The following is a 20,517-nucleotide window of genomic DNA, read 5'->3' as shown; positions in this document are numbered from 1 at the left end:
CCTAGAGCGATTCCACTTTAATCTGGTTCATATCCAGCGGCTGTAAAGAAACTGGTGCATTGGCTGGGAGTGAAGGCCGGAAGCAGAGCGCCGACGGTGTCCCACAGAGCACCGACAGTCCGTTCGGCTTTGGCGCGTAGCAAGGCTTTGAGTTTTGAAAAGGCCATCTCGATGGGATTGAAGTCCGGGCTGTATGGCGGGAGGAACATCAGTTCCGCCCCTGCCTGCTCAATGGCCTTCTGTGTCGCCGGAAGCTTATGGGCCGGAAGATTGTCCATCACAACAATATCGCCCGGCTTCAGTGTCGGGATGAGAACCCGTTCCACATAGACCTGAAAGATCGTGCCGTTCATGGGACCATCATGGACGAAAGGCGCGGTCATACCTGTCAGACGCAAGGCCCCGGTAAAGGTCGTGGCTTTCCAGTGGCCGTGAGGGATACCGGCGCGGCAGCGTTCCCCCCGCAAAGCACGCCCGCGCAGACGGGCCATCTTCGTGGAGAGACTGGTTTCGTCAATGAACACCAGCCGCTGCGGATCAAGGTCAGGTTGAAGATCAAACCAGTCCTGCCGTCGTTTCAGGACGTCCTCACGCTCCTGCTCCAGTGCATGAGCGGTCTTTTTTTGAATGTCCATCCGTGTTGCCGCAGCCAGCGACTGAGCATGCTGTGGCCAATCCCGACGTTCCGTTCGCTTTTCAAACGCGCCATCATCTCGTGGAGCGTGATGTCTTTCTGCGCTTCGATCATGCCAGCAATGAACGCTTCGTGCGCGTCCAGCCGTGACCCGCGCGGCTTGCCCTGGCGACGGGGCGTCCGCTCGCCGCTCTCGCGTTCCCGTCGCAGCCAGCGGATCGCTGTTGAAATCCCCACACCGAACCGGGCCGCAATCGAGCGGGCTGATGCCCCAGCCGCTCCAGCTTCCAAAACCCGCTCCCGAAGATCATCACTCAATGCTCGTGCCATCACCGTCTCCATCAACGAAAACGGTGAATCACATGGCGCCTTCAGTGTCACCTATCGATTCGGATTTCAATGGAAGTGCTCTAGATGCTCCCGTTTCTTCTTCATTCGAATTGCCGGGATACGCCACAGCGGCTCGGGGCCGTTCAGATCCTCGAATTCGTCCCACATAGCATAGCGCAGTTCACCCGGCCTGACGGCGGTCAGATATAGTAGCCGCAGCGCAAGAAGTGTGACCGGGTGCGCGTCTTCATTTTCGGTCTTGCGGATCATGGCGCAAGCCTCATCCAGATCTGTTATGGCCGGCTGGCGTCCCCGAACCACAGGGCGCAGGGCAGGGGCGACAATGGCGGCCGGGTCTGCTGTTCCGTAGCCGCAGGCAATGGCATGGACGAGAATGTCTGACATGCGCTGGCGGGTGCGATGAGCAGATTCTACCGCGCCGCGCGCTTCGATCTCTTTCAGGACAGTAAGCACGATCGGAGGCGTAAGGTCATTAATTGGCATATGGCCCACAGAAGGCAACACGTCGCGCTCAAGGCTGCGCCAAACATCCGCAGCATGACGCTCAGTCCAGAGATCCTTCCTCTGAGCGAACCAGTTCCGTGCGGTCGCAATAAAGGTCTGGGCGGGATCGACGCTACCGATCGCCCTGAGCAACTTCTTCTCTTTTGCTGGGTCTCGACCGGCCTGCAGAACCTTGCGTGCCTCATCCCGCTCCGACCGGGCATCAGGCAGACGCACATTCGGGTATGATCCGATCGTGTAAGTCTTTTCCTTGCCCTCAATCTCATAGCGCCAACGCCAGTGTTTGCCTCCCGAGGGTGTCACTTGGAGATACAGCCCCCCACCATCTGTGAGCTTGAAGGCTTTGTCTTTTGGCTTGGCCGCACGGACCTGCGAGTCTGTCAGCATTTGGCTCTACCCGGTCTCTTCCCAAATTATACCCGCCGTCTACCCGGTCCAGAACGAGACAGGATGAGACAAAACGAGAACGAATAAGGCTAGAGAATGGCGCAAAACGCTGGATACACCAAGGCTTTGAGACAACTTTGGACTGATTGAGAAGGGGATCTGGCGGAGAGAGTGGCGGTCAATCTGGGATGCTATCCCTATGTTATCAAATAGGTAATTTGGACTTCCATCGGGAAAACGCCCCCAACGGTACCCCCAATATAAATTGCTTCGGTTCGATTCCGCGCTCTTCCATCGAATTTACAGGATTGTGGGCCACTTCCCCCTCACATCCCGGACCGCGCTGATCATGGCGCGAGCAATGAAGGCATTTAATCTAGAATCGATGATCCGTTATTTTGTCGTTAATGATTTTGCGCTAAGGTGTCTGTGGCTCAGCACTCCAAATTGGGCCAGCCTCGTGTCCTATCCCGATCGAGCGACACTCCGGGATGGGACACTCTTCATACAACACGGACTTCCGCTACCAGGGAAACGACGGTCTCACCAATCGATGACGTATCGCGGGTGACGAACTAGCTCACTGAACCTTCGAACATGCCCGCACCTGATCGCGCAGACCGATGTAGTCACCGATCCAGCGTACGGTCTGGGCTTGCGGATTGGCTCGGATTTCCGTTGCCAGCGCTTTCTGATCAGCAGCCGAGTACGTCACAAGCGTGGGGCAGGGGACGTAACGCACGGATGTGCAGCCGGTGAGGGCGAACGCCAGGACGATCCACCTCATGCCGTTCCTCCATCAAGCCGCGCCAGAACTGCATCCTCAGTCGCGGGCTTGTCCGCCTGAGCCTGCGCCATAGATTCGGCCTTGGTTGTGACTACGTTCGCGCTATCGGTCGCGGCCTGCGCTGTCGTGATAGACGCATTGTTTTTCCCGGCCCGGTACGAAAACCAGATCAGCCAGGCGACAAAGGCGAGGGCAATGACGCCCCCGCCAATGTAGAGGTATTGGATCACGCCGCCGTTTCGGTGGCCGTGGCCGTCTTCGTCTCGAGGGCCGTCACCAGCGCTGCAAGATTACCAGCCAGACCGGACAGAGCCGTCTTGGCCCCTGCAATATCGCAGTTCGGATCCAGCTTCTGGATGATGAAGCCGCCAAGGACGGGGATGAGTTCCTGGCCGAGGGCGCCAGCTTCCTGAATTACAGTGTCAGTCATATGAGCGTTTTCCTTGTTGCTCGGGGTGTCCCGCAGTCACGTCGGCGCCTTAGGCTCGTCCGTGCTTGCGGTGGCGGAAGACGCACCCAGAAGCGGGTGCTTTCCGATCTCGGTGATCGCTGCTCCGGCTGCGATAGACGCAGCTTTTTGCAGCGGAGATTTTTCAGGGATCAGCAGGAAGATGGCGGTTGAGGCCATGACGGACGGCACGCCACCATCAACACCAAGCCAAGCTGCCATCATTGCGCCGGACAAAAGCCCAAGGCCCTGCAGCGTCGTTGGCTCGCGTATCCAATCGAGGATCTTGCTCATGCTGCGATGGCCTCCGCAAAGAAGACGACATTCGCGGCTGCATCAGCTTCGCCGAGCGAGGTATTGTAATACGCCTTGTGATATGCACTCAGTCCGGCCGCATCGTTCGCGGAGGGCAACGCTTCGGGCTCGCGATAGAAGCGGATCCGCGCCATCGCACAGGCGTAGCGAAGGTTCGCGACCAACTGCGCTGTCGCAGATAGATCAGCAGCGCGCATGCGGTGGCATACCGTCGCAAGGCGCGACTGCGCGGGGAAGTCGAGGAAGTTCGTCCAGCAGTCGTCATGCGTGGCAGGCTCCATCTGCCAGAGACCAAGGGCAGGCCCACCGCCAACCTGCTGAACGTAGGCGGCGCGGCTTTCGGCCAGTGCGGTTCCGGTCAGGAGGTTGATGGCCGCGGGGGATGCAAGCCCAAGCGCCTGAAGCGTCGGGGTGACGATCAGCGTTTTGAGCTGGCGCGTGTTGAGGCCGGTCATCGCGCGCCGACCAGATGCGACGTGATCTGCACCACACCGGTGCTCGTCACGATCACCAGAACCCACCCGATCCACTGACGAACCGACTGAAGGTTGTCGAGCTTCTTGTCCTGCGCGTCCTGATTGGCGAGGATCTGCGTGAGTTGGCCGCCCTGATTACTCAGTACGGTCTGGGTTTCCACCATCTCGCGCTGAAGAAGTTTAATGTCCTGTCGGGCTTCAGAGAACTCACCGCGCGTGATGAACTCAGCTTCGGGGGCGATGAGGGAAGGTGCGTCGCCCATCAGTGCAGCACCGGATTGCCAACGCCGTCGACCCAGTTTGCCCCATTCCACATGACTACGAGGCCAACTGCAGTATTCCCGGTGCTACGAGAAGATGAGTAGCAGTCTGAGCAGCCAATAATCATATCGGTTGCAGGCGAAGTCGGGAGCGCTGAATAAGAGCGCGCCCAGACGACTACACCAGCCTCTGCACTGACGACGCCCGTGACGTTTCCGCCCGCTACAGGAAAATATGTTTGCTCGGCATGCGCGCTGGTTTCGTAGGCATCCAGCGCAGAACCGAGATTAATATACAGAGGGTTCGATTTCGTACCAACGCGACGGCCATAGCTGAACATCTCGACGGGAGATGCCGCTTGTGTCGCACCGGCCTGAGCGGACGGCACGACGGAAGACAGGGCCGCGACAAAAGGGTTCTTCGCAGTGCCCGCACGGACACCGTATGAGAATGGCTCAACCGGATTGGCGGCAGTTGTCTGCGCTTGGGCGCAAAGCGGAATAAGAAAGGGAACGGCAAGCAATAAGCGGCGCATGAGCGGGAATCTTGAACAGATTGTGACCCGTCACACGCGAAGCGTGCCGTGTGGAGAAGATAGCGGAAATGGGGTGGTCAGTACAAGGGGAAAGGTTGATGGGTTGACCGGACTCGCTAGGCGGTGGCGATGATGGATAATGGAATATGATGCAAGAATCACTTCCGCGTTTGCGGCACCTACAGAAAGACTAGAGTGGGTGGAAGGCGCCCTTAAGGAGATGGATCAATGTCTCAGGGAATTCTTCATAGACAACAAGACAGTCTATCGGACTGATTTCGACCCTGATACGGGGGAAAGTATTTATATCGCCAGCCTCCCGGCCAATATTCCATCCCTTGCGGCTCGCAAGGCGACTGAAGTCATCAATCTCGTGAAGGAAACATTTGATCAATGTATTTCTTCCGCCCAGAAAAGCCTGGGGCATCCCAACTTCCGAGATCGAAAGATAGGATTTCCTTGGGGAACCGACGCCACTCAAGTAGAAGCCAACATCAGACAGAAAGGCATCGATGAACGATTTAGGGAGGTGATTTTTTCTCACAACCCACATTTCGTCGGGGACGACAGAAACTCCGCCGATAACTATATCAGAAACATCGCTCAACTTGCCAACGTAAAGCATACAGTCGGCCTTGCTGTTAGGGGCGATATTGAGAGCGTGACAACTCCTAGTATCCACATTAAATCTGCCAAGTCCTTCAAAATACTCATCCCTAGATGGTCTTTTGATAAAAATGAGGCAGAACTCATCAGATATATTGGTGATATTGATATCAAAAATAAGTATAAAATTATCTACACAGTTATATTTTCCGACACCAAATTTATTCAGCCTGTCAATGCTATGAAAGGGCTTCTTTTCTTTGCGCAGTTGGCTAATTCGCTCAATGAAAGCCTCAAGATTAAATGCGCGGAAATTTTGCAGGCTGACCATTTGTAGATTCTAGTTTTGTTCCACGCGTCTGTACAAGCAAAAAACGTTGCTCAATCCGCAGTAAACTGAGATAATTGCTGCCATGATCCTCCTCTATCTCGTCGTGGCTTTCGTATTCTTCGTATGGTGGATACGAGGCGCGTTCTGGCCCGGTGCTTTTCTGGCGTTTTGCTCGGGCTTAATTATTCTGCTTGCTACTTTGATGGGTGACCGTGGGATTGCCACTCTTGCAGAAGGCAGCGGTCCGATCGTTGTAGCCGGATTTTTTCTGTCCATGGCACCATGGTTCATTCGAACCACGATCCAGAAGGGCCGCGAAGAGCGGATGCGCGAAGCCCTTCACGGCCTGCGGTTCAATGACCCAGAAGGTGGTTGATAACGGCTTGGTCCGTCTGCTCCATCTTTGTCAGGCGGCGGTTGGTTAGGGCGTGGCCGAGTAAAGCATTGCCCGCGTGAAGCGCGGCGCCCGTGACACTGCCTGTCATCAGGCCACCCTCCTGCGCTCCAAGTAGGCCTCCGAGCGTGCTGGCCACGCTCCCAAAGTGTCCGCCCCGAATTTCCTTTTGGCGCTGCTGCATTGCATTCTTGAACGTGTTTGACCCATTGGACCGGGCGGCATCCCGCATCGTTCGTTCTGCCTGCATGTCGCGGAAGACGGTCCGAAGGCGCGACTCCTGCTCTGGCGTGACGGCGTCCGTTCCCTTGGTTGCAACCGAAACTTCGTTCTTGTCGATCTGCTTGATCAGGTTTTTCAGTGCCGTGTAATTCACGCTCTCGCCTGTCGGGGCATTCGTGGATGGCTGCGTCAGGCCGCGAGACTGAAGAAAGCGCAGGCTATCGATATCGCCAGAGCGGCGGGAATAGCCTTCCAGATAATCGTGAAAGCCGGGTGCGCCCTGGTCGATATGGTTTGCGAGGTCATCCATGAACGGAGAAAGGCGAGCGGCTGCGGCTCGCATATTCGCATCCTCGCCAGATGCCGCCTTCTGAAGGCCATACCCGATCGCCTTTCGAACATTCCACAGGTCGGACGGCTTGGCCCAACGCACCGGGTCCTCTGGCTCGTTCCAGAGGCTGTGCGTGGGGGAAGGGTTTTCCTTGGCAAAAGTCACATCCTGAAGGGCCTTCTTGGCCTTTATGATGGCCTGCCGAACCGGATCGTTCCCTTTGTTCGCCGCGATATGGCTATCCAGCGTTGCATGGAGCGCGCCCACTGGCACGGCTTCTTCGTTCTCGAAAGCCTTGGTGCGCTGCGCTTCTTCAAACGCGGATCGCTCGGCTTCGAGGTTGTGGATTTGCTCTGGCGTACCAATCACCTCCCGCAGGTGCTGCGTGTACGCGTGGTCATTCGCGCTATCGAGCGTGCGGAAGGCGTCTGGGTAGAGGTCACGCTGGTTGTTCTCTAGCCCGGCCATCTTCGGGTCTTGCGTTCGAACGGCTAAGGTCTGGAAAACGCCCGGGGTCTGGGCATTATATAGGCGCGTACCGTCCTTGCTGGTGAACGCCTTCACGATTGCGTCTGCGGCCTTCTCCGGATCACTGAATGCGCCGACTTTGGAAATAGCCTTGATCTGGGCCTTCTCTTCCGCCTTCTGCGCCGAAGTGCTGGCAGGACGTCCGATTTCTGAAGGGGATTCTTCTGTTCCTCTGGTAACTGCGCCTTGCGGATCCAGATAATCCCCGGCGCGGCGGAGCGCCGCAGATGCCCGATCCGCAACCGGCGAAATGACTTTGCTCCCGAGCTTTCCAGCCGCACCGAGGCCAAGCGTCAGGGCTGTCGCGTCTTTCCAATCTCCACCAGCCAGCCCGGTCTGCACACCAGCGGCGAGGGCATTATTGGCGTACTTCATCGCAGACGGGCCATCGCCAGTCAGTGCATTGGCGACAATACGACCGGCCCTCGTTTCATCAAGTGCGGCAGCAGCAGGACGCACGACACGTCCGCCAAGTGCTGTTGCCAATCCTGCACCGAGCATCGTCCCGGCCGCATCTGTGTAGGGCGCACCGTAATCGTTCTTACGTGCTGCCTCGTCTGCATCTTCCTTCGACGCGACCCAATCCCCGACACCATGTGCAGCCCGCGAAACCGGGTTGTCCATGTGATGTCCGAGAGAGGTGGCCCAGCTCACGAGGTGAGGGACGCCGACGCCGAATGTCCGATCGATTTCCCGCCCTGCCGAGTTCACCGTGTCATTGACGAGGGTCCATGCCTTTTCGGCGCGGGAGAGTTCGGGACGAGGCGAGGAAGGAGGCGTCTCTTTCCCCCAGCCATAAATGCTATCATCAAGCGTAGCTTCTGGCACGGGTGCGGTCTTTGGCGAAGAATTGCCCCAGCCATAAACGCTGTCATCCAGATCCTGTGTGGATCCGGATTGCTGCTTCTTCTGTATTGTTGCCATGTTGGCGAAAACCTTTCCCGGGTAGGCTGAGGTTTCTGGATTGCTCCAACGCTTTTCGTCGGTCCCTGCGTTATAGGCCTGCATCGCCTTCACGGGGTCTCCGTAGCGTTTCAGGTTCTCGTCCAGAAGCTGGGCAGCGCCATGAATCGCCTGCACTGGATCGCGCGGATCAATGCCGAGACGTTTAGCCGTGTCCGGCATAATCTGCATGAGCCCTACAGCACCGGCTTTGCTTCGGGCATTGAGATCCCCACCGCTTTCAGTCTGAGCAATTGCCCTCAGCCAGCGCTCATCGATATTTTTTGACCGGCTGGCGTCAGCAAAGGCGGCATCGACGCGCTGCTGAAGGCTATTGGGCATTCTTCTGGCCCAAGATGCGATCAACCTGATCGGGTGTCAGGCCGTAATCATATTTCCCATCACGCTGAGCTTGCGCCATCTTCCGAACAGAGGTCGCATACTGCGCCTTATCAGCAACATGTGAAGCAGCATAAGCACGCCCCTCCTGCGGCCCGAGGCGCTGGATTGTGAAGAAGCGGGGATCAAAGTTCTGATCGTAGTTTGATAGCTCCTGCATAATTGTGCCAGGATTTTGGATGCGCTGTGCCATAGCCGCGCGGCGCTGTTTGTACTCCATTGCCGTTATCATCTCGTTTGTCAGCGCACGGGCAGCTTCGGGCGTCATATTCCGACCTGGAGTGATATGCTCGAGATCTGACATACCCGCGTTCGTGTGCGGCCCTGATCCATCATTCATGAGTTGTGTTCGGACAGCCGCCCCGGCCTTGTCGATCTCCTGTGCGAGCGTGGCACCATCAAAATTGATCCCTGCCTTACTGAGGAGGTTTTCCACCTCAACAAGCCTGCGCGATCTTTGGTCGGCCGGAATTTTGCTGAGCAATCCATCGAGATTACGCAGTGTGCTCAGATTTTGGGCGTAACCCTCCTGCTGTCCGGCCAAACTATTCCGAACAGCCAATCCTGTCTTTGCCTGTTCTTCCGCTCCAACCGGAATAGCAGTGGGCGCGGGGTTGCTGCTACCACTGCCAGTAACGTCAACGCGACCGGTAAAACCATTATGCGTTCCGTTGTACGCATCGAACTGAGCCTGCGTCATTGGCATAATGACCGGGCCATTCGGCCCCATGATGGTGCGGTTCGTGTAGGTATGCTCGAAAGTTGGATCGGTCTGCTGCTGAACCGTCGTAGTCGGACGAAACTGACCACCGCTCATGGCACTCTGCTGCGTTCCGATGATGGTCTGCTGACCGTTATTTACCGTCGCGCCCGGGGTGCCGTAGACGTTGGCTTCCTGCTGGCCCGGTGCCTGCATGGAGTTGGTCAGTTGCGCCACACCACCCGCGATTCCATCGGGGTGCTGGGCAATCTGATTAACGATGCCATCGACATTCTGACCGGGGAAAATGGCCTTTGCCATGCGCTTTGCAGCGTAGAGATGCGCTTGATCAGGGTTCGCGCCAACGTAGGACAAGATTGCGCCAACAGCGTTCTTCCCCGCTTCTGTATTGCTGAGGTCTTCCAAGCGCGCAGCGTTCTGTTGGCGTACTGCTTCCGCTGCTCCATATGCAGCTTTAGGATCACGGGCCATCGCAGCGCGGGCTTTGGCGTAATCCGTGCGGCCGTCCGCACCTGTCGCCCCGAGCAGGGCATTCCCCTGCGCCATATCGGCGTCATAGCGCGCCTGCTGGATCTTGTTGCCGAGCAGGGCGTTGCGTACGCCGATGGCCTGAGACGCGAACTCAAGCGGGTTCGTCTGCTGAGGCAGCGGGGTAGGCATAAGGGCGTTTGTGTTGAATCCTGCCATTACCATGCACTCTCGCCAGACCCGCCGAATGGATCAGATGAAGATGAAGACGATCCCGAACCATTCAGGAGGGCATTGTACATGCTGTACTGGCTGGCCGTATTGCCAAGCGAGGAAAGCCCGCTTGCCAACGCGTTCCCCGCGCCAACGGTCGTGGCCATGGCCCCATTCGCGCCCTCCATCCGAACCTGACCGGCATTGTTCGCGGCCGTCATGGTGTTGTTGCCCTGCTGGTTGAGGGCGTTATAGCCCTCCTGAGCCAGAGCGTTCGTGTCATTGAACTGGTTCTGATACGTGCTGTCAGCGAGGCCAGATGCGTAGGTCGCGGCTCCCTTGAGCGCAGCGCCGGAATCTGCCAGCCCGCGTGCTGCCGCACTGTTCGTAACACCTTGCTCGCCCTGGCTTAGGTTCCACTGATACCCTGGTGTTTGCTGCAGATAATTCTCCGTCAGGCCGCTCGATAGGCTGTTGATCGCGTTCGTGCCCGTCGAGGCATATGGATCGAGCAGGGCGTTTGCCGTGGTCGCGCTGCTCGTGATCGTGGGCGCTACGCTGTTGGCCGTATTTATGGCGGTTTCACGCGCTTCTTTCTCGGCCTTAACCTGCATGGCAGTAGCCGCGACCGTTCCAGCAGCCTGAGCAGCGCCTCCGATAGCGGCGCCCGGATCATAATAAGCCCCCGGCATATAGTCCTGCGGGGCAGCGGGATGGCGGATCATGGGCGTTTCATCCTGTAATCGGCGGTTTCGCGAACCGTTCCGTCTGGCCATTTGATGGGGGTTGTGTTGACGCGCTGAAAACCAAGCCGGGTCGCGTTGTAGCGAGCGCAGAGATGCTCTGATTTCATAACCCCAATCAGTTCCTGCACCTTAGAATGGTCTGACCAGAACTCGGCCAACAGGCGGCGAAATGCCGCAAGAGATGCCTTGCCGCGCATGGCCGGAGCCGCGCCACAATGGACCTCCCACACTGTTTCCGTGATCGGCAGCAGCATCCCAACCGCATCACCATCGCGATAGATCACGGCACGGTCGGGCGGCTGAGCGCCAAGAATTTCAGCATCCGTCATCATGACGCGACATACCCGTTCACGACGGCCGTGATACCATCGCCCGAGGCCGTGAGTGTATCGTTCGCCGAGAGGATCAGTGCGGACAGCTCCGGAGGCTGGACCGTTGAAGCGGCCGCAACAGACCGTCCGGGCACGAGCGTAATAGCGGCACCGCCAGAGCGCGTCAGCTTGATCGTCAGTGTGGCGGCTGCCGTCGTCGGGTTCGCGAATGTGGAAGACGTCAGAACAGTCGTGCCGGAGGCCCCAGTGACGATCGTGACGTCAGAAGCGGTCAGGGTTGTTCCGGGGCAAAGCGATTGCGGAGAGACGGCCATGTCAGATCATGGTCGGAAGGACCATGCTTTCATTCAGGAATGACCCGTCTCGTGCATTGCACGTCGTAACGCGGATGATAGCCAAATCTTCCGCAGTTTCCAACGCTTTTCTGGCCTCGGCGCGGATGGCTGCGGCGTCGGCAAGCGCAAGCTGTGCGTCCTGCAGGGCTTCCTTGGCCAGCAGGGTCAGGGCTGCGATATCAGATGCGTTCTGGCCGGACTGTCCCGCTACGAATGCCCCATCGATGCCTTGGGAAGAACCCGTGCGATTGAACATCCAAAGGAAAAACCGCTGCCACTCTGCCGTCATCGTTCCGTTGACCGACATGGGGCCTTGAGGAAATCCGATCTGGTAATTGGCTGCCTTTGTCGTGCCGTTCATGTCTTCACCGGATCCACGTTGATGAACGCGCCCATGAGTGCCGTCTGAGCCGGACCGGTCCAGGTGATGCGATAGACGCGATCACGCGCCATCCCCAAGCGCCAGATACTCGGCCAGACATTACCGCTTGTGCCCAAAGGGAGAGGCTGCGGAGTGCAGAACGTCGCGCCCCGGTCATCCGACCAGTCCACATCGACCGTGGCACCCGATCCGTTCTGCATGTCGAGCATGAACTGACGATGGATACCGCGCGTGCCAGCCGTCAGGAGGTGAGGGAAGGCACGCTGCCGTTTGATTGGCGTTCCAGCGTCATCCAGATAGTTGGGCGAGACCTCATAGATCGTGCCGTTCTTCCAGTCGCCGCAATAGACCCGGCCATAAGCTCCAGCCCAGCAGTTGGCCCGGATGCGCGTTTCGTTTCCGTCTGCATCCAGACCACACCGCTCGTGCCACAGGCGCGTGTCCGCATCGAACACCCATGTCTTGCCGACGCGGGGCAGCGTCAGGACGTAGAACCGATGACCGCCCTGCTGATAGGTGTGTCCGATCGCGTCTGACAGATCGCCATAGGTTTGCAGCGCCTGGGTAATCGGAAACGAACTGACGGCCTCGGCTGTGTTCGCCTGCCCTTCGAAGACCCGCGCCTGACCAGCCGTATCGCGGCCGAGCCAGTAGACAGCCCCGAACGTGTGAGCGATGGAAGCCGCAGACAGGCACCCGTGCAGGCCAACCACGGACGGATTGCGCTGGAACGGGAAGTCAGACGCGCCGGAATTGTACCAGACTTCTGTCGTTTGCCTTCCAAAGATCCAGATGGACTGCGCCACCACGGCAAGCCCGACGATCTGATCAGGGTAACTCGTCTTGCTGGCGATATAGAGGCTATCGAAGGGTGTCGTGGCCTCATCCGTAAAGTCAGACGGCGATGTGTACCAGTGCCGGGACCGAGGCTGAACGAACAGGAAGAACTGGTCCAGCACGCCAATCGTCACGCTGCCATAAAAAGCTGTGTCACTGATCTTGGTTAGAAATCCAAACGCCTCACCGGGGCCGGGCGGCATGGAGCAGTACCACCCCCCGCGCTCGGTTCCATCCACGATGAACAGCGTCAGCCCATTATCGATCATGCGGACCTGTGTCACGCCGTCATCGATGTTGCCGATAAAAGTTGCAGACCCGCCCGCGTTGACGCGCACGACGTTGCCGCCAATCACGGCCACCAGATCGCCCTGACTGGTCGTATAGAGACAACGAACAGGGGCAGGCGTGGTGTCGCGATAGACCGGGCGGATACCGGGTGTCGGGTAATAGGCAAACTGGATCGGCTCTTCTTGCACCTGCGGTAATGGCTCTGCGTACAGGTTCAGGCAACGCTGTGCCGAGACTGAGGCACTGGCCGCTAGATATGAGCCACCCCCGAGGTTGATCCGTGCCATATCAGCTGCCTGTTCCCGCTGGCATGAGCGTCGTCCACCACTGGCCACCCGTGTATGTCGTAGATGGCTGTTTGAACATCATCAGGCACTGTGTGTTTGCCAGAGAAAGCGGGTTGTTCTCGCCAAGTCCTTCGATCTGTCCATTTGTGTTGGGATAAATCTTGATGCTGTTGCCAGTTCGATTGAAAATCAGAACCGGTGCGCCATTTGGGATGTCGATATCCGGTATAACGCCAGCACCGGAAGCGCCTACAGTGACGATGACCATTTGCTGGTTAAAGGCTTGCGCTCCAGACTGGTTCGCTCCCTGAGCCGTGGCGGCATAAAAATTCGAAAAGGCAATGCGGCCTTGATCTACAATCAGGTCGCCCGATGTGACCTCGATGCCATTGGAAATAGCCAGAGACCCATTACTCTGACGTTGCTGCATCAGCAGATCGACAGGCTTATTGACCTGGTCCAGATAGCCGTTGATTGCGCCCATCGTGTAGTTGTCACGATAGATACCAGCAGCCCCAAAGCCGCCACCGATACCCGCCTTCATGACGCCACTGGCACCTTGGGTGCAGTAGAAGCCGTTATTAATGACTGAACAGTTGTTGGGAGATGCAAGCCAGATGCCAACACCCAACGCGCTGGCACTTCCACAATCGCCAATGATGTTGTTCTGGATCGTCACAAACGACGAAACACCATCTACGAAAATTGAATAAGACGGGTCTGTTCCGGTGCCGTTAGACCCGTCGCCAAAGATCATATTTCCATCGATCAATACGCCCTGAGCGCCAACAATGCCAATGGAACCACCCCCGCTACGGCCACCCGTATTGTTGTTGGCAAGAATATTTCCAGCCACAATGACCCGCTGCTGGAGCAATACGGGATTGCTTCCGCCAGTCGTGAGGCCGATCCCACTGTCCCGGTTATTGTAGACAATATTGCCTTGGATAGTGACGAACATATCTGCCGACATCTGGTCGTTGTCGCAGTACACGCCAATACCGTCATGACAGTCATGGATAATGTTTCCGGTCGCTCCGCAGTGACGATTGCCCTGATAAAAAACAAAGCCACCGTCTGTGATATCGTAGACGTGGTTGTGATTAAACCAGCAGTTGTCTACGCTGAAAATAAACTGTGGAGATGACATGCTGTCATGGAACGTGCAGCCCTCCACCCGGCAGTCAGAAATAAACCCCAGACTGATCGGCCAGTTGAAGACGCTTTTGATTTTCAAATTTCGGATGCGGATACTGCTGATCGCAATGGGGTCGGCAGGAGGCAAGGGCATTGCGGCGCTGGTAGTTGTGCAGTTTGCCGTTATACCTGCCAGAGCAGTGCCTACACCGCCAACCTGTCCGGTACGATTGCCATCAAGAATACCAGTCCCAAGGCCATCAATCACAATGTTACTGGATTGAAGCTCGATGATGGAGGCATTCGTATCTCGCGCCAACATGATTGTCCCCGCCAGCTCAAGGTGGATCGGAACCTTGAAGATCATGGGGTTCAGCACGGCAGTGATATTCTGGGGATGATGAAGCCGTGCCTGTCCGCTGGTCATGGTGATGGCGTTGAGATAGGCAATCGAATTTGCGGTGACGTTCTCTCCGTTTGGGTCATGCACAACACCGAAGTCTGTCACCATGACAAGCTGCTTCATCTTGCCGGCCAGCGTGACGTTCAGCCCCAGAGACGGGACAAGCGCGCTCAAGCTGCCGTCGGCATTGATCTGAAGCGACGACTTGCCCTGGCTGACTATGGAAATCGAGCCATCTTCGTTTCGGCACAAACCAGATGATTGGTCATTTGCAAACGCCACTCCGGGAGCAGACAATACCCCATCGGGAGCATTTTGCAGCAGAACGTTCAGGAAGGATTTTAGCGACGGAAGAGATACAATCTTCTCCAGAGCGGGGAGTGTCATAGTCTCTGGATCTCCAGACCGGGCCAATAAAATGGATTGTTGATTGGAGTGAAGATTGAGGGCATCCCGAGCGTCGGTACTTGAGTGCTTGATGCCCTGATCGTGGTGAGTGCAGCTTTGGCATTCGCTACGACTGTCGGGCTGGCTTCCTGTCCATAAGCCGGGGCCATTCTCGCCGCGAGAGTCCACATAATTGCGTCCCAATACTCAGGGGGCAGATTAAGGGCGTCCGTGATCGCAAGGCTCGAAGGCAAAGGGCACTTGAAGACGATATGGAATTCCCAAATATCTGGCGCAGAAATAGGCCAGGGTCTGAACTCACCCATTGGAAACGCGGGATTATAATAGGCGTAGTTGGGCCATGATCTAAGTGCCTTGAGGCCGAGACCAGCATAATCCTCGTAGGACTGGATGATTTCTAAGCCGTAATCGATGGGCTGGACGCCTGCATTCAGACCGTCTTCAGAAACGAGAAAATCTCCGTCGAAGTCTGATTGACTAAACTGCCCACTTACGGATTGTGGGGCGCCATTCAGCAAGCGCGCATAAGCCGCTTCGATCTTGTCTGGCCGTACCGGAATATCGAGATCGCCACCGGGCCCAACATAATAGATGCTTTTGCCAGTCGACATGAACGCCCGATCGATGAGGTTGGGTACCAGCCAGCGTTTCCGCTGCCACTGGGCCAACATCATGTTCAGATGCATGACACCGTCACTGAGATCGGGGGCGCTGGCCGTCGTGCCCATTGCGCCAATCCCAATCTGACGAAGGGCCATGCTGATAAGATCGGAAACGAGGTAGCCTGAAGCTCCAGGTGTTCCGTTAAGGCTTCCGGACATTGGGAGTACGCCCCTTACGTCTCATGATGGGCTTGGGCGGCGCGTCCTTACCGTCTGGGTCGGGCCGCCCCGCAAAACGGGCACGAACCCGCGCCTCCTGTTCCTCGTTCTGGACAGTCACTGTTGTGTAGCCGTTCGGAGCGACGAGAGTACGCGGGTAGTGCTTCATTAGCCGACCAGCTCAGGCACGATGACGGCCCAGTCAGGGCGCAGCATTCCGATACCGTACAGCACGTCGAGACGCGTTGCGCGGGTATCATCCGAGCCGTTGTAGTACGTCAGCGTACGCAGGCTAATGCCGTCGAGCGATGCGCGGCCGCAGTCCACAACACCACGGTCCACCATTTCCAGATCAACAGTCGCGAGCGTCATAGCCCGCTTGCTGTAGAGCATGTTGCGGCGAATGATGGAGTTTGCCGGGGCCACGAGCGTAATGGCCGCATCAGCAGCAGGAGCTGCGTCAACGGTCTGATACGGGACCGGACCATTCGCACCGGGCGGGATGATCGCCGGAGAGAGCGGGATCGACGTTGCACCCGACGCGCAATCAGCCAGAACAACGAACTGCTGCGGAATATGCAGGCTTTTCTTATTGATGCGATTGATGCGGTTCACACCGGCAATCGTGATGATGTCGCCCGCCTTGAGCGTGCCGTTGATGGCAGAGACAGTCAGAACAGACGAATGCGGAGAGGCGCTGGACGAGATCGTCGTAACGGGCGCGCCATTCGGTGTGTAGTTACCGTATGTGCCCGTCGCCGTGGCCTTTCCGTCATACGATCCGGTCTGGCTGATCGTGACGGTCTGATCCTGCATCCACTCACGGACACCAAGGATTTTCGAGCCCATCTGGCCGTCAGTCGTCTGGCGGGAGACAGTGTTGCCAGGGTTGAACATGCCCATCATGCCCGCAACCGTGTTGGCGTCCGTCATCGGGTCCAGAACGGCGAAGCGGTCATCAAGCGGCGCGTTGCATGCCGTCAGGATTGCTTTGGCCTGAAGCCACGTCTGCGAGGAGGGCGCGATCAGATTGCCGTTGTCGTCGGTGTTGACCACCATGTTCGACGCCTGAAGAGCGAGCGTCATGGCGTCAGATGCGACCTGACCGACGAGAGCGTTCACCGCAGGCGCGATGTAGCGGCCCGAGAAATCGTCCATGTTCAAGGTCCGCTCCTGCGTGGAGAAGGACATCGGGACGTTCTTGCGGAAGTTGATCGTCAGCGGAATTGAGCGCTCAGCGGTCGCTTCCGGGTTCACGGTCGGGCCGTCCTGAACGACATAATCGTTCGGCAGGCGGACGTTGATCGTGTCGCCGATCTTGGCGCCACGCTGCGCGAACTGATCCTGATATTCGCGCGAGACGTTCTGAATGAAATCGTTGGTGTTACGGCGGAGCATGAGCGCTTCGCGCGTGATCATGCTGTTGTTGATCAGATTGTTTGCCACGGATAGGGCTCTCACACATGGCGCTCTTGCGCCTCATGACCCGCTCTCGGCATTGCCAGAACGTGTGCCGGTTACGACCGGAAACCGCCCGTGGCTATCGCGCCAGTCAGCGCCCGGTTATGCGACACCGGGAAACGCCAGCTTAGAGCCCTTCGGCTTACTTCTTGGATCTCAGCTTGATGTAGTCTTCCATGCTGAGATCGCCATCATAAATCGAGCGGCTTGAGGTCGTCCGTCCAGAGCCAGACGTTGCGGCGACAGGAGGTGGAGCTTTCGAGATGGCCGGTGCGGTCCGAGGAGCAGGTTGTGCAGCCTGTTCCTGTTCCTTTGCGGGCACCTTGTCAGCAAACCTCTGGAGCATGGCGAACTGCTTGCGCTCGGGAGCTTCGAGTAGTTCGCTTGCCGCATCTGGATCGTTGGCGAGAGCATAATACACCGCGCCACTGTTCGGCAACTCCGATATGTCGCGAATAATCTGCTGGTGTGACTTGTTAGCAAAATCGAGACCAGCACGCGCCACGAGCGACTGCGTAGCCGTTTGGATCGCCTCTACACCATGCAATGCAGTGAGGGATTGCGCCACGCGCTGCGTAGCTGATCCAAAGTCCTGCGCCTCAGCCTGTTGTGCCTGCTGGCGCGCAAAGTTCTCGCGCTCCTGCTGACGGATCTGGTCCGGCGTCAGCTCGGGTTCCGGCTCCACCTCACTACGCGAAGCGGCTAGGGCGCGCTTGTATTCTGCAAGCTCCTGCTCGGCGCGGGATGCGCGTTCCTCGGCCTCTTTACGCTTAGCCGTGACGCTGCCGATGCGCTTGACGTACCAGGTCGGCTCTTGAGGCTCGGCTTTTTCTTCCGGCTCAGGCTTCGACTGTTCACCCCCTGGCAGCTCCGCGGGCAGGGGTGGCGCGTCGGTCTTCGTCTCGCTGCCGAAATCCACGCCCGCAAAACGGTCGGTCGGGGCTTCTGGCGTCTCGACAATGGGGGCTTCTAGGGTTTCGCTCATGCGTCAACGGCTCCTGTCACTGGATTGGGGGCGTGGATAGGGCCGCCCGGGGGATTGGTGGAGGGAAGGCGGCGCAGGTCTTCTGGCGCCGCGTCCGGCTGTGCTGCGGGACCGTGATAGCCCTGCTCCTGAAGGACCTCCCGGACGAGAGCCGCCAGCACGGGGCGAAGCTCATCCGGCGCGATGGAACCAAGAGCGGCCATGCGATCCGTCTCTGCCTTGTCGCGGTCGGAATGCGCGTCCATGAGGTCAATGACCTGATCGTGGCGCTGTTTGTCAGCGCGCAACGCGAGATCCGCCTGCTTGTCTTTCAACTGCTGCCCGACCTGCTGCAACTGCGCCTTTAGCTGCTGGATCGTCTGCTCCGCCTGTCCAAGGCGCGGATCATCCGACGCAGGCTTGAGCCGGTCGGCAATCTCGTCAGCAAGCGGGAAGTCAGCGGCCTTGAAGAACAGATCACCGATCTGCGCCATGATGGCGGGATTGGCTTGCAGGACCTGCATCAGGCTATTGAACGTATCCTGGCGGCGTGTGGCGAAGGCTGGTCCAACGTCTGCCTCGACATCATAGCGCCCGATCGTCGGATTGACCGCGAGGATCGCGCCTTCCTGCGCAAGCTGCTGCTCGAACGTCAGGTTCTGCTGCGGCTGTGCGGGCTGACCATCGGGTCCGGGGGGCAGGACAACCTGCGCAGCCTGTGCGGCCTGAGGGTCCACAATGGCACTGGACTGCGTGCCATCCATGCCGAGCACCTGAACGGCGCGGGCCGTGTCGTACACGAGCGGAATGGCGGCAATCAGGATGCGGCCCAAGAGACGGAGTGCCATGCCCTGATTGTCGGTGTAATGATAGTTCGCAGTATCGGACTGGCGCTGGCGCTCATTGATTGCCTTGCCGGATTTCTCATTCCCCGGCGCGCCCATCTCGGCCTGATACTGACCCGTGACCATCTGCATTTGCAGATCGGCGTTCTGCATGGCCTGCATGTGGCCCGTGCTGCCGGTTGGCGGGTCAAGCCGTTGCGGGGCCTGCAATGCTTCTGATGTGTCTGGATCTATGGAGCGATACGGCAACCACGCCTGATTGGACGTGTTCGCGTTGGCCCATTGGTTCTCGTATCCCTCAATAGACCGCTCATCGACCAGCCAGGGCGATTTCGTCTGTGTGGCGATGCTCTCCACGAACGCCGACGCGCTGTAATTGAACATGCGCTGTGGATCGATGAGGGAACGGACCAAGCCACAGCGGTCTAGGCGGCCATCGATCACGCTTTCGACGCCGACGAACGGCACCAACGGAATATGCTGGAACACGGTCAGGCCGGAAGAAATGACCTCATTCCCTGCGATCAAGAAGAACTCAACCTGCGGACGCGTGATGGAACGTGACTGCGCCTTCATCACCCGGCACATGTCCACCATCTCAGGCGGCATCTCGCTCTCGCGCATCGGCTGCGTGACGACGGAGCCATCCGGCTGCGGGATCGGACAGGCCCAGAGCGTGTCTTTCTCTTCGCTTCTTCGGTAGTAGCGAAACACCCGCACAATATCGCGCTCGGTCGCATCCGTCCGATCATCACTGTCCGTCGCGATAGACAGCGGTGCGCCCTTGACGTCCTCATGCCCGGGATAAAGCCGCTCAAACTCAGCGCGCGGCATTTCTTCCACAATCATCGCCCACTGCATGTCCGAATGATCGGGCTCTTGCGTGTTTGGATCTGAATAGACTGAGCGTGGGTCAGGCACGGACTTGATGAAGAAGTCCTGGTCGAAGCTGTCTTGCCCACGCACGTAGTCTGTGACGACATGGACCCAGCCCATGCCTTGGCGAACCTGCCCTTGAATGGCGCAGTTATAGGCATTCTGCTGAGCATTCGACTGGTACTCGATATGCCGAATAATGCCTTCGATCACGTCGGCCGCTTTTTCGGTCGAGCCAAAGCCGGTCGCATTGACCTTCATGCCCATTTGCGACTGCCGCGCGTCGTTCTCGATCTGGAAGACGTGCTGCTGAACTTTGTTGATCGTCAGACATGGGCGAGGGGAGCCGCCAAACGTGCCGGAACGCGCCTGATAGACTGCGCTGTCCCATTGCGCATGATTATAGGCATCCGCATGGAAGAACCGCAGATCCTCAAGCGCACGCTTACGCCACTGCGCCTCGAAATCACGAGCTGCTTCAAACCGCTCCTGTACTTCGTGGAGGACGTCATCTGTTTCTTGGAGGCGTGCGCTCATGA

At 57.9% G+C, this 20,517-nt stretch carries 24 protein-coding genes; 2 read left to right on the top strand and 22 right to left on the bottom strand.

All coding sequences use genetic code 11. The features are described 5' to 3' along the window. Positions 1 to 17: 17 nt before the first annotated feature. The 9 genes from JK213_RS12365 to JK213_RS12325 all read right to left on the bottom strand — a co-directional run bounded on the left by JK213_RS12365 (position 18) and on the right by JK213_RS12325 (position 4,698). A protein-coding gene (locus tag JK213_RS12365) for an IS630 family transposase (protein ID WP_249200617.1) occupies positions 18 to 964 on the bottom strand; the annotation gives its coding sequence in 2 pieces (ribosomal slippage) (positions 18 to 619 and positions 619 to 964; 948 coding nt in all). 66 nt (positions 965 to 1,030) lie between these two features. Further along, the gene (locus JK213_RS12360) at positions 1,031 to 1,876 is read right to left on the bottom strand and encodes a phage integrase central domain-containing protein (protein WP_211571727.1); all 846 of its coding nucleotides are present in this window, start codon (positions 1,874 to 1,876) and stop codon (positions 1,031 to 1,033) included. A 580-nt stretch (positions 1,877 to 2,456) separates the two neighbouring features. Continuing rightward, positions 2,457 to 2,663: a hypothetical protein gene (locus tag JK213_RS12355; protein WP_211571725.1), complete on the bottom strand. Its 207-nt coding sequence runs from the start codon at positions 2,661 to 2,663 to the stop codon at positions 2,457 to 2,459. Then, positions 2,660 to 2,893, bottom strand: coding sequence for a hypothetical protein (locus JK213_RS12350; protein WP_211571724.1), 234 nt, complete (start codon positions 2,891 to 2,893; stop codon positions 2,660 to 2,662). Before JK213_RS12350 ends, JK213_RS12355 begins: the two co-directional genes overlap by 4 nt. Next, positions 2,890 to 3,093, bottom strand: coding sequence for a hypothetical protein (locus JK213_RS12345; protein ID WP_211571723.1), 204 nt, complete (start codon positions 3,091 to 3,093; stop codon positions 2,890 to 2,892). The genes JK213_RS12350 and JK213_RS12345 overlap by 4 nt, the downstream gene beginning before the upstream one ends. Before the next feature lie 36 nt (positions 3,094 to 3,129). Then, positions 3,130 to 3,405, bottom strand: coding sequence for a hypothetical protein (locus JK213_RS12340; protein ID WP_211571722.1), 276 nt, complete (start codon positions 3,403 to 3,405; stop codon positions 3,130 to 3,132). Further along, positions 3,402 to 3,881, bottom strand: coding sequence for a hypothetical protein (locus tag JK213_RS12335; RefSeq protein WP_211571721.1), 480 nt, complete (start codon positions 3,879 to 3,881; stop codon positions 3,402 to 3,404). Before JK213_RS12335 ends, JK213_RS12340 begins: the two co-directional genes overlap by 4 nt. Continuing rightward, complete coding sequence (locus JK213_RS12330) at positions 3,878 to 4,165, bottom strand: hypothetical protein (protein ID WP_211571720.1); 288 nt, start codon at positions 4,163 to 4,165, stop codon at positions 3,878 to 3,880. The genes JK213_RS12335 and JK213_RS12330 overlap by 4 nt, the downstream gene beginning before the upstream one ends. Next, on the bottom strand, positions 4,165 to 4,698 hold the full coding sequence (locus tag JK213_RS12325) for a hypothetical protein (RefSeq protein WP_211571718.1): 534 nt from the start codon (positions 4,696 to 4,698) through the stop codon (positions 4,165 to 4,167). The genes JK213_RS12330 and JK213_RS12325 overlap by 1 nt, the downstream gene beginning before the upstream one ends. 139 nt (positions 4,699 to 4,837) lie before the next feature. On the opposite strand from JK213_RS12325, the gene JK213_RS12320 reads away from it, so the two are divergent. After that, positions 4,838 to 5,641: a hypothetical protein gene (locus tag JK213_RS12320; protein ID WP_211571717.1), complete on the top strand. Its 804-nt coding sequence runs from the start codon at positions 4,838 to 4,840 to the stop codon at positions 5,639 to 5,641. A gap of 76 nt (positions 5,642 to 5,717) precedes the next feature. Next, positions 5,718 to 6,011 (top strand): hypothetical protein, encoded by a 294-nt coding sequence (locus JK213_RS12315; protein ID WP_211571715.1) that lies wholly within the window; start codon positions 5,718 to 5,720, stop codon positions 6,009 to 6,011. Here JK213_RS12315 and JK213_RS12310 read toward each other — a convergent pair. From JK213_RS12310 to JK213_RS12250, 13 genes are all read right to left on the bottom strand, one after another. Further along, the gene (locus JK213_RS12310; protein ID WP_211571713.1) at positions 5,989 to 8,394 is read right to left on the bottom strand and encodes a transglycosylase SLT domain-containing protein; all 2,406 of its coding nucleotides are present in this window, start codon (positions 8,392 to 8,394) and stop codon (positions 5,989 to 5,991) included. The two genes, JK213_RS12315 and JK213_RS12310, sit on opposite strands and share 23 nt — an antisense overlap. After that, positions 8,384 to 9,859: a hypothetical protein gene (locus tag JK213_RS12305; protein ID WP_211571712.1), complete on the bottom strand. Its 1,476-nt coding sequence runs from the start codon at positions 9,857 to 9,859 to the stop codon at positions 8,384 to 8,386. Before JK213_RS12305 ends, JK213_RS12310 begins: the two co-directional genes overlap by 11 nt. Then, the gene (locus JK213_RS12300; protein ID WP_211571711.1) at positions 9,859 to 10,578 is read right to left on the bottom strand and encodes a hypothetical protein; all 720 of its coding nucleotides are present in this window, start codon (positions 10,576 to 10,578) and stop codon (positions 9,859 to 9,861) included. Before JK213_RS12300 ends, JK213_RS12305 begins: the two co-directional genes overlap by 1 nt. Continuing rightward, a complete protein-coding gene (locus JK213_RS12295) occupies positions 10,575 to 10,931 on the bottom strand; it encodes a hypothetical protein (RefSeq protein ID WP_211571710.1) in 357 nt (118 codons plus the stop codon). The genes JK213_RS12300 and JK213_RS12295 overlap by 4 nt, the downstream gene beginning before the upstream one ends. Beyond that, positions 10,928 to 11,245, bottom strand: coding sequence for a hypothetical protein (locus tag JK213_RS12290; protein WP_211571709.1), 318 nt, complete (start codon positions 11,243 to 11,245; stop codon positions 10,928 to 10,930). The genes JK213_RS12295 and JK213_RS12290 overlap by 4 nt, the downstream gene beginning before the upstream one ends. Position 11,246: 1 nt before the next feature. After that, the gene (locus JK213_RS12285; RefSeq protein ID WP_211571707.1) at positions 11,247 to 11,627 is read right to left on the bottom strand and encodes a hypothetical protein; all 381 of its coding nucleotides are present in this window, start codon (positions 11,625 to 11,627) and stop codon (positions 11,247 to 11,249) included. Further along, entirely contained in the window at positions 11,624 to 13,063 is a 1,440-nt protein-coding gene (locus tag JK213_RS12280) for a hypothetical protein (protein ID WP_211571706.1), read from the bottom strand. Before JK213_RS12280 ends, JK213_RS12285 begins: the two co-directional genes overlap by 4 nt. 1 nt (position 13,064) lies before the next feature. Further along, positions 13,065 to 14,990: a right-handed parallel beta-helix repeat-containing protein gene (locus tag JK213_RS12275; RefSeq protein ID WP_211571704.1), complete on the bottom strand. Its 1,926-nt coding sequence runs from the start codon at positions 14,988 to 14,990 to the stop codon at positions 13,065 to 13,067. Continuing rightward, positions 14,987 to 15,832, bottom strand: coding sequence for a hypothetical protein (locus JK213_RS12270; RefSeq protein WP_211571700.1), 846 nt, complete (start codon positions 15,830 to 15,832; stop codon positions 14,987 to 14,989). The genes JK213_RS12275 and JK213_RS12270 overlap by 4 nt, the downstream gene beginning before the upstream one ends. After that, on the bottom strand, positions 15,816 to 16,001 hold the full coding sequence (locus tag JK213_RS12265) for a hypothetical protein (protein WP_211571697.1): 186 nt from the start codon (positions 15,999 to 16,001) through the stop codon (positions 15,816 to 15,818). Before JK213_RS12265 ends, JK213_RS12270 begins: the two co-directional genes overlap by 17 nt. Then, entirely contained in the window at positions 16,001 to 17,278 is a 1,278-nt protein-coding gene (locus JK213_RS12260; protein WP_211571696.1) for a P22 phage major capsid protein family protein, read from the bottom strand. The genes JK213_RS12265 and JK213_RS12260 overlap by 1 nt, the downstream gene beginning before the upstream one ends. 157 nt (positions 17,279 to 17,435) lie before the next feature. After that, complete coding sequence (locus JK213_RS12255; RefSeq protein ID WP_211571695.1) at positions 17,436 to 18,278, bottom strand: hypothetical protein; 843 nt, start codon at positions 18,276 to 18,278, stop codon at positions 17,436 to 17,438. Further along, entirely contained in the window at positions 18,275 to 20,515 is a 2,241-nt protein-coding gene (locus JK213_RS12250; protein WP_211571694.1) for a portal protein, read from the bottom strand. The genes JK213_RS12255 and JK213_RS12250 overlap by 4 nt, the downstream gene beginning before the upstream one ends. Positions 20,516 to 20,517 lie beyond the last annotated feature (2 nt).

The organism is Gluconobacter sp. Dm-44 (assembly GCF_018256175.1).
Classification (GTDB): Bacteria; Pseudomonadota; Alphaproteobacteria; order Acetobacterales; family Acetobacteraceae; genus Gluconobacter; species Gluconobacter cadivus.
The sequence above is the reverse complement of the archived record's forward strand: the minus strand, read 5'-3'. Positions and strand labels throughout refer to the sequence as shown.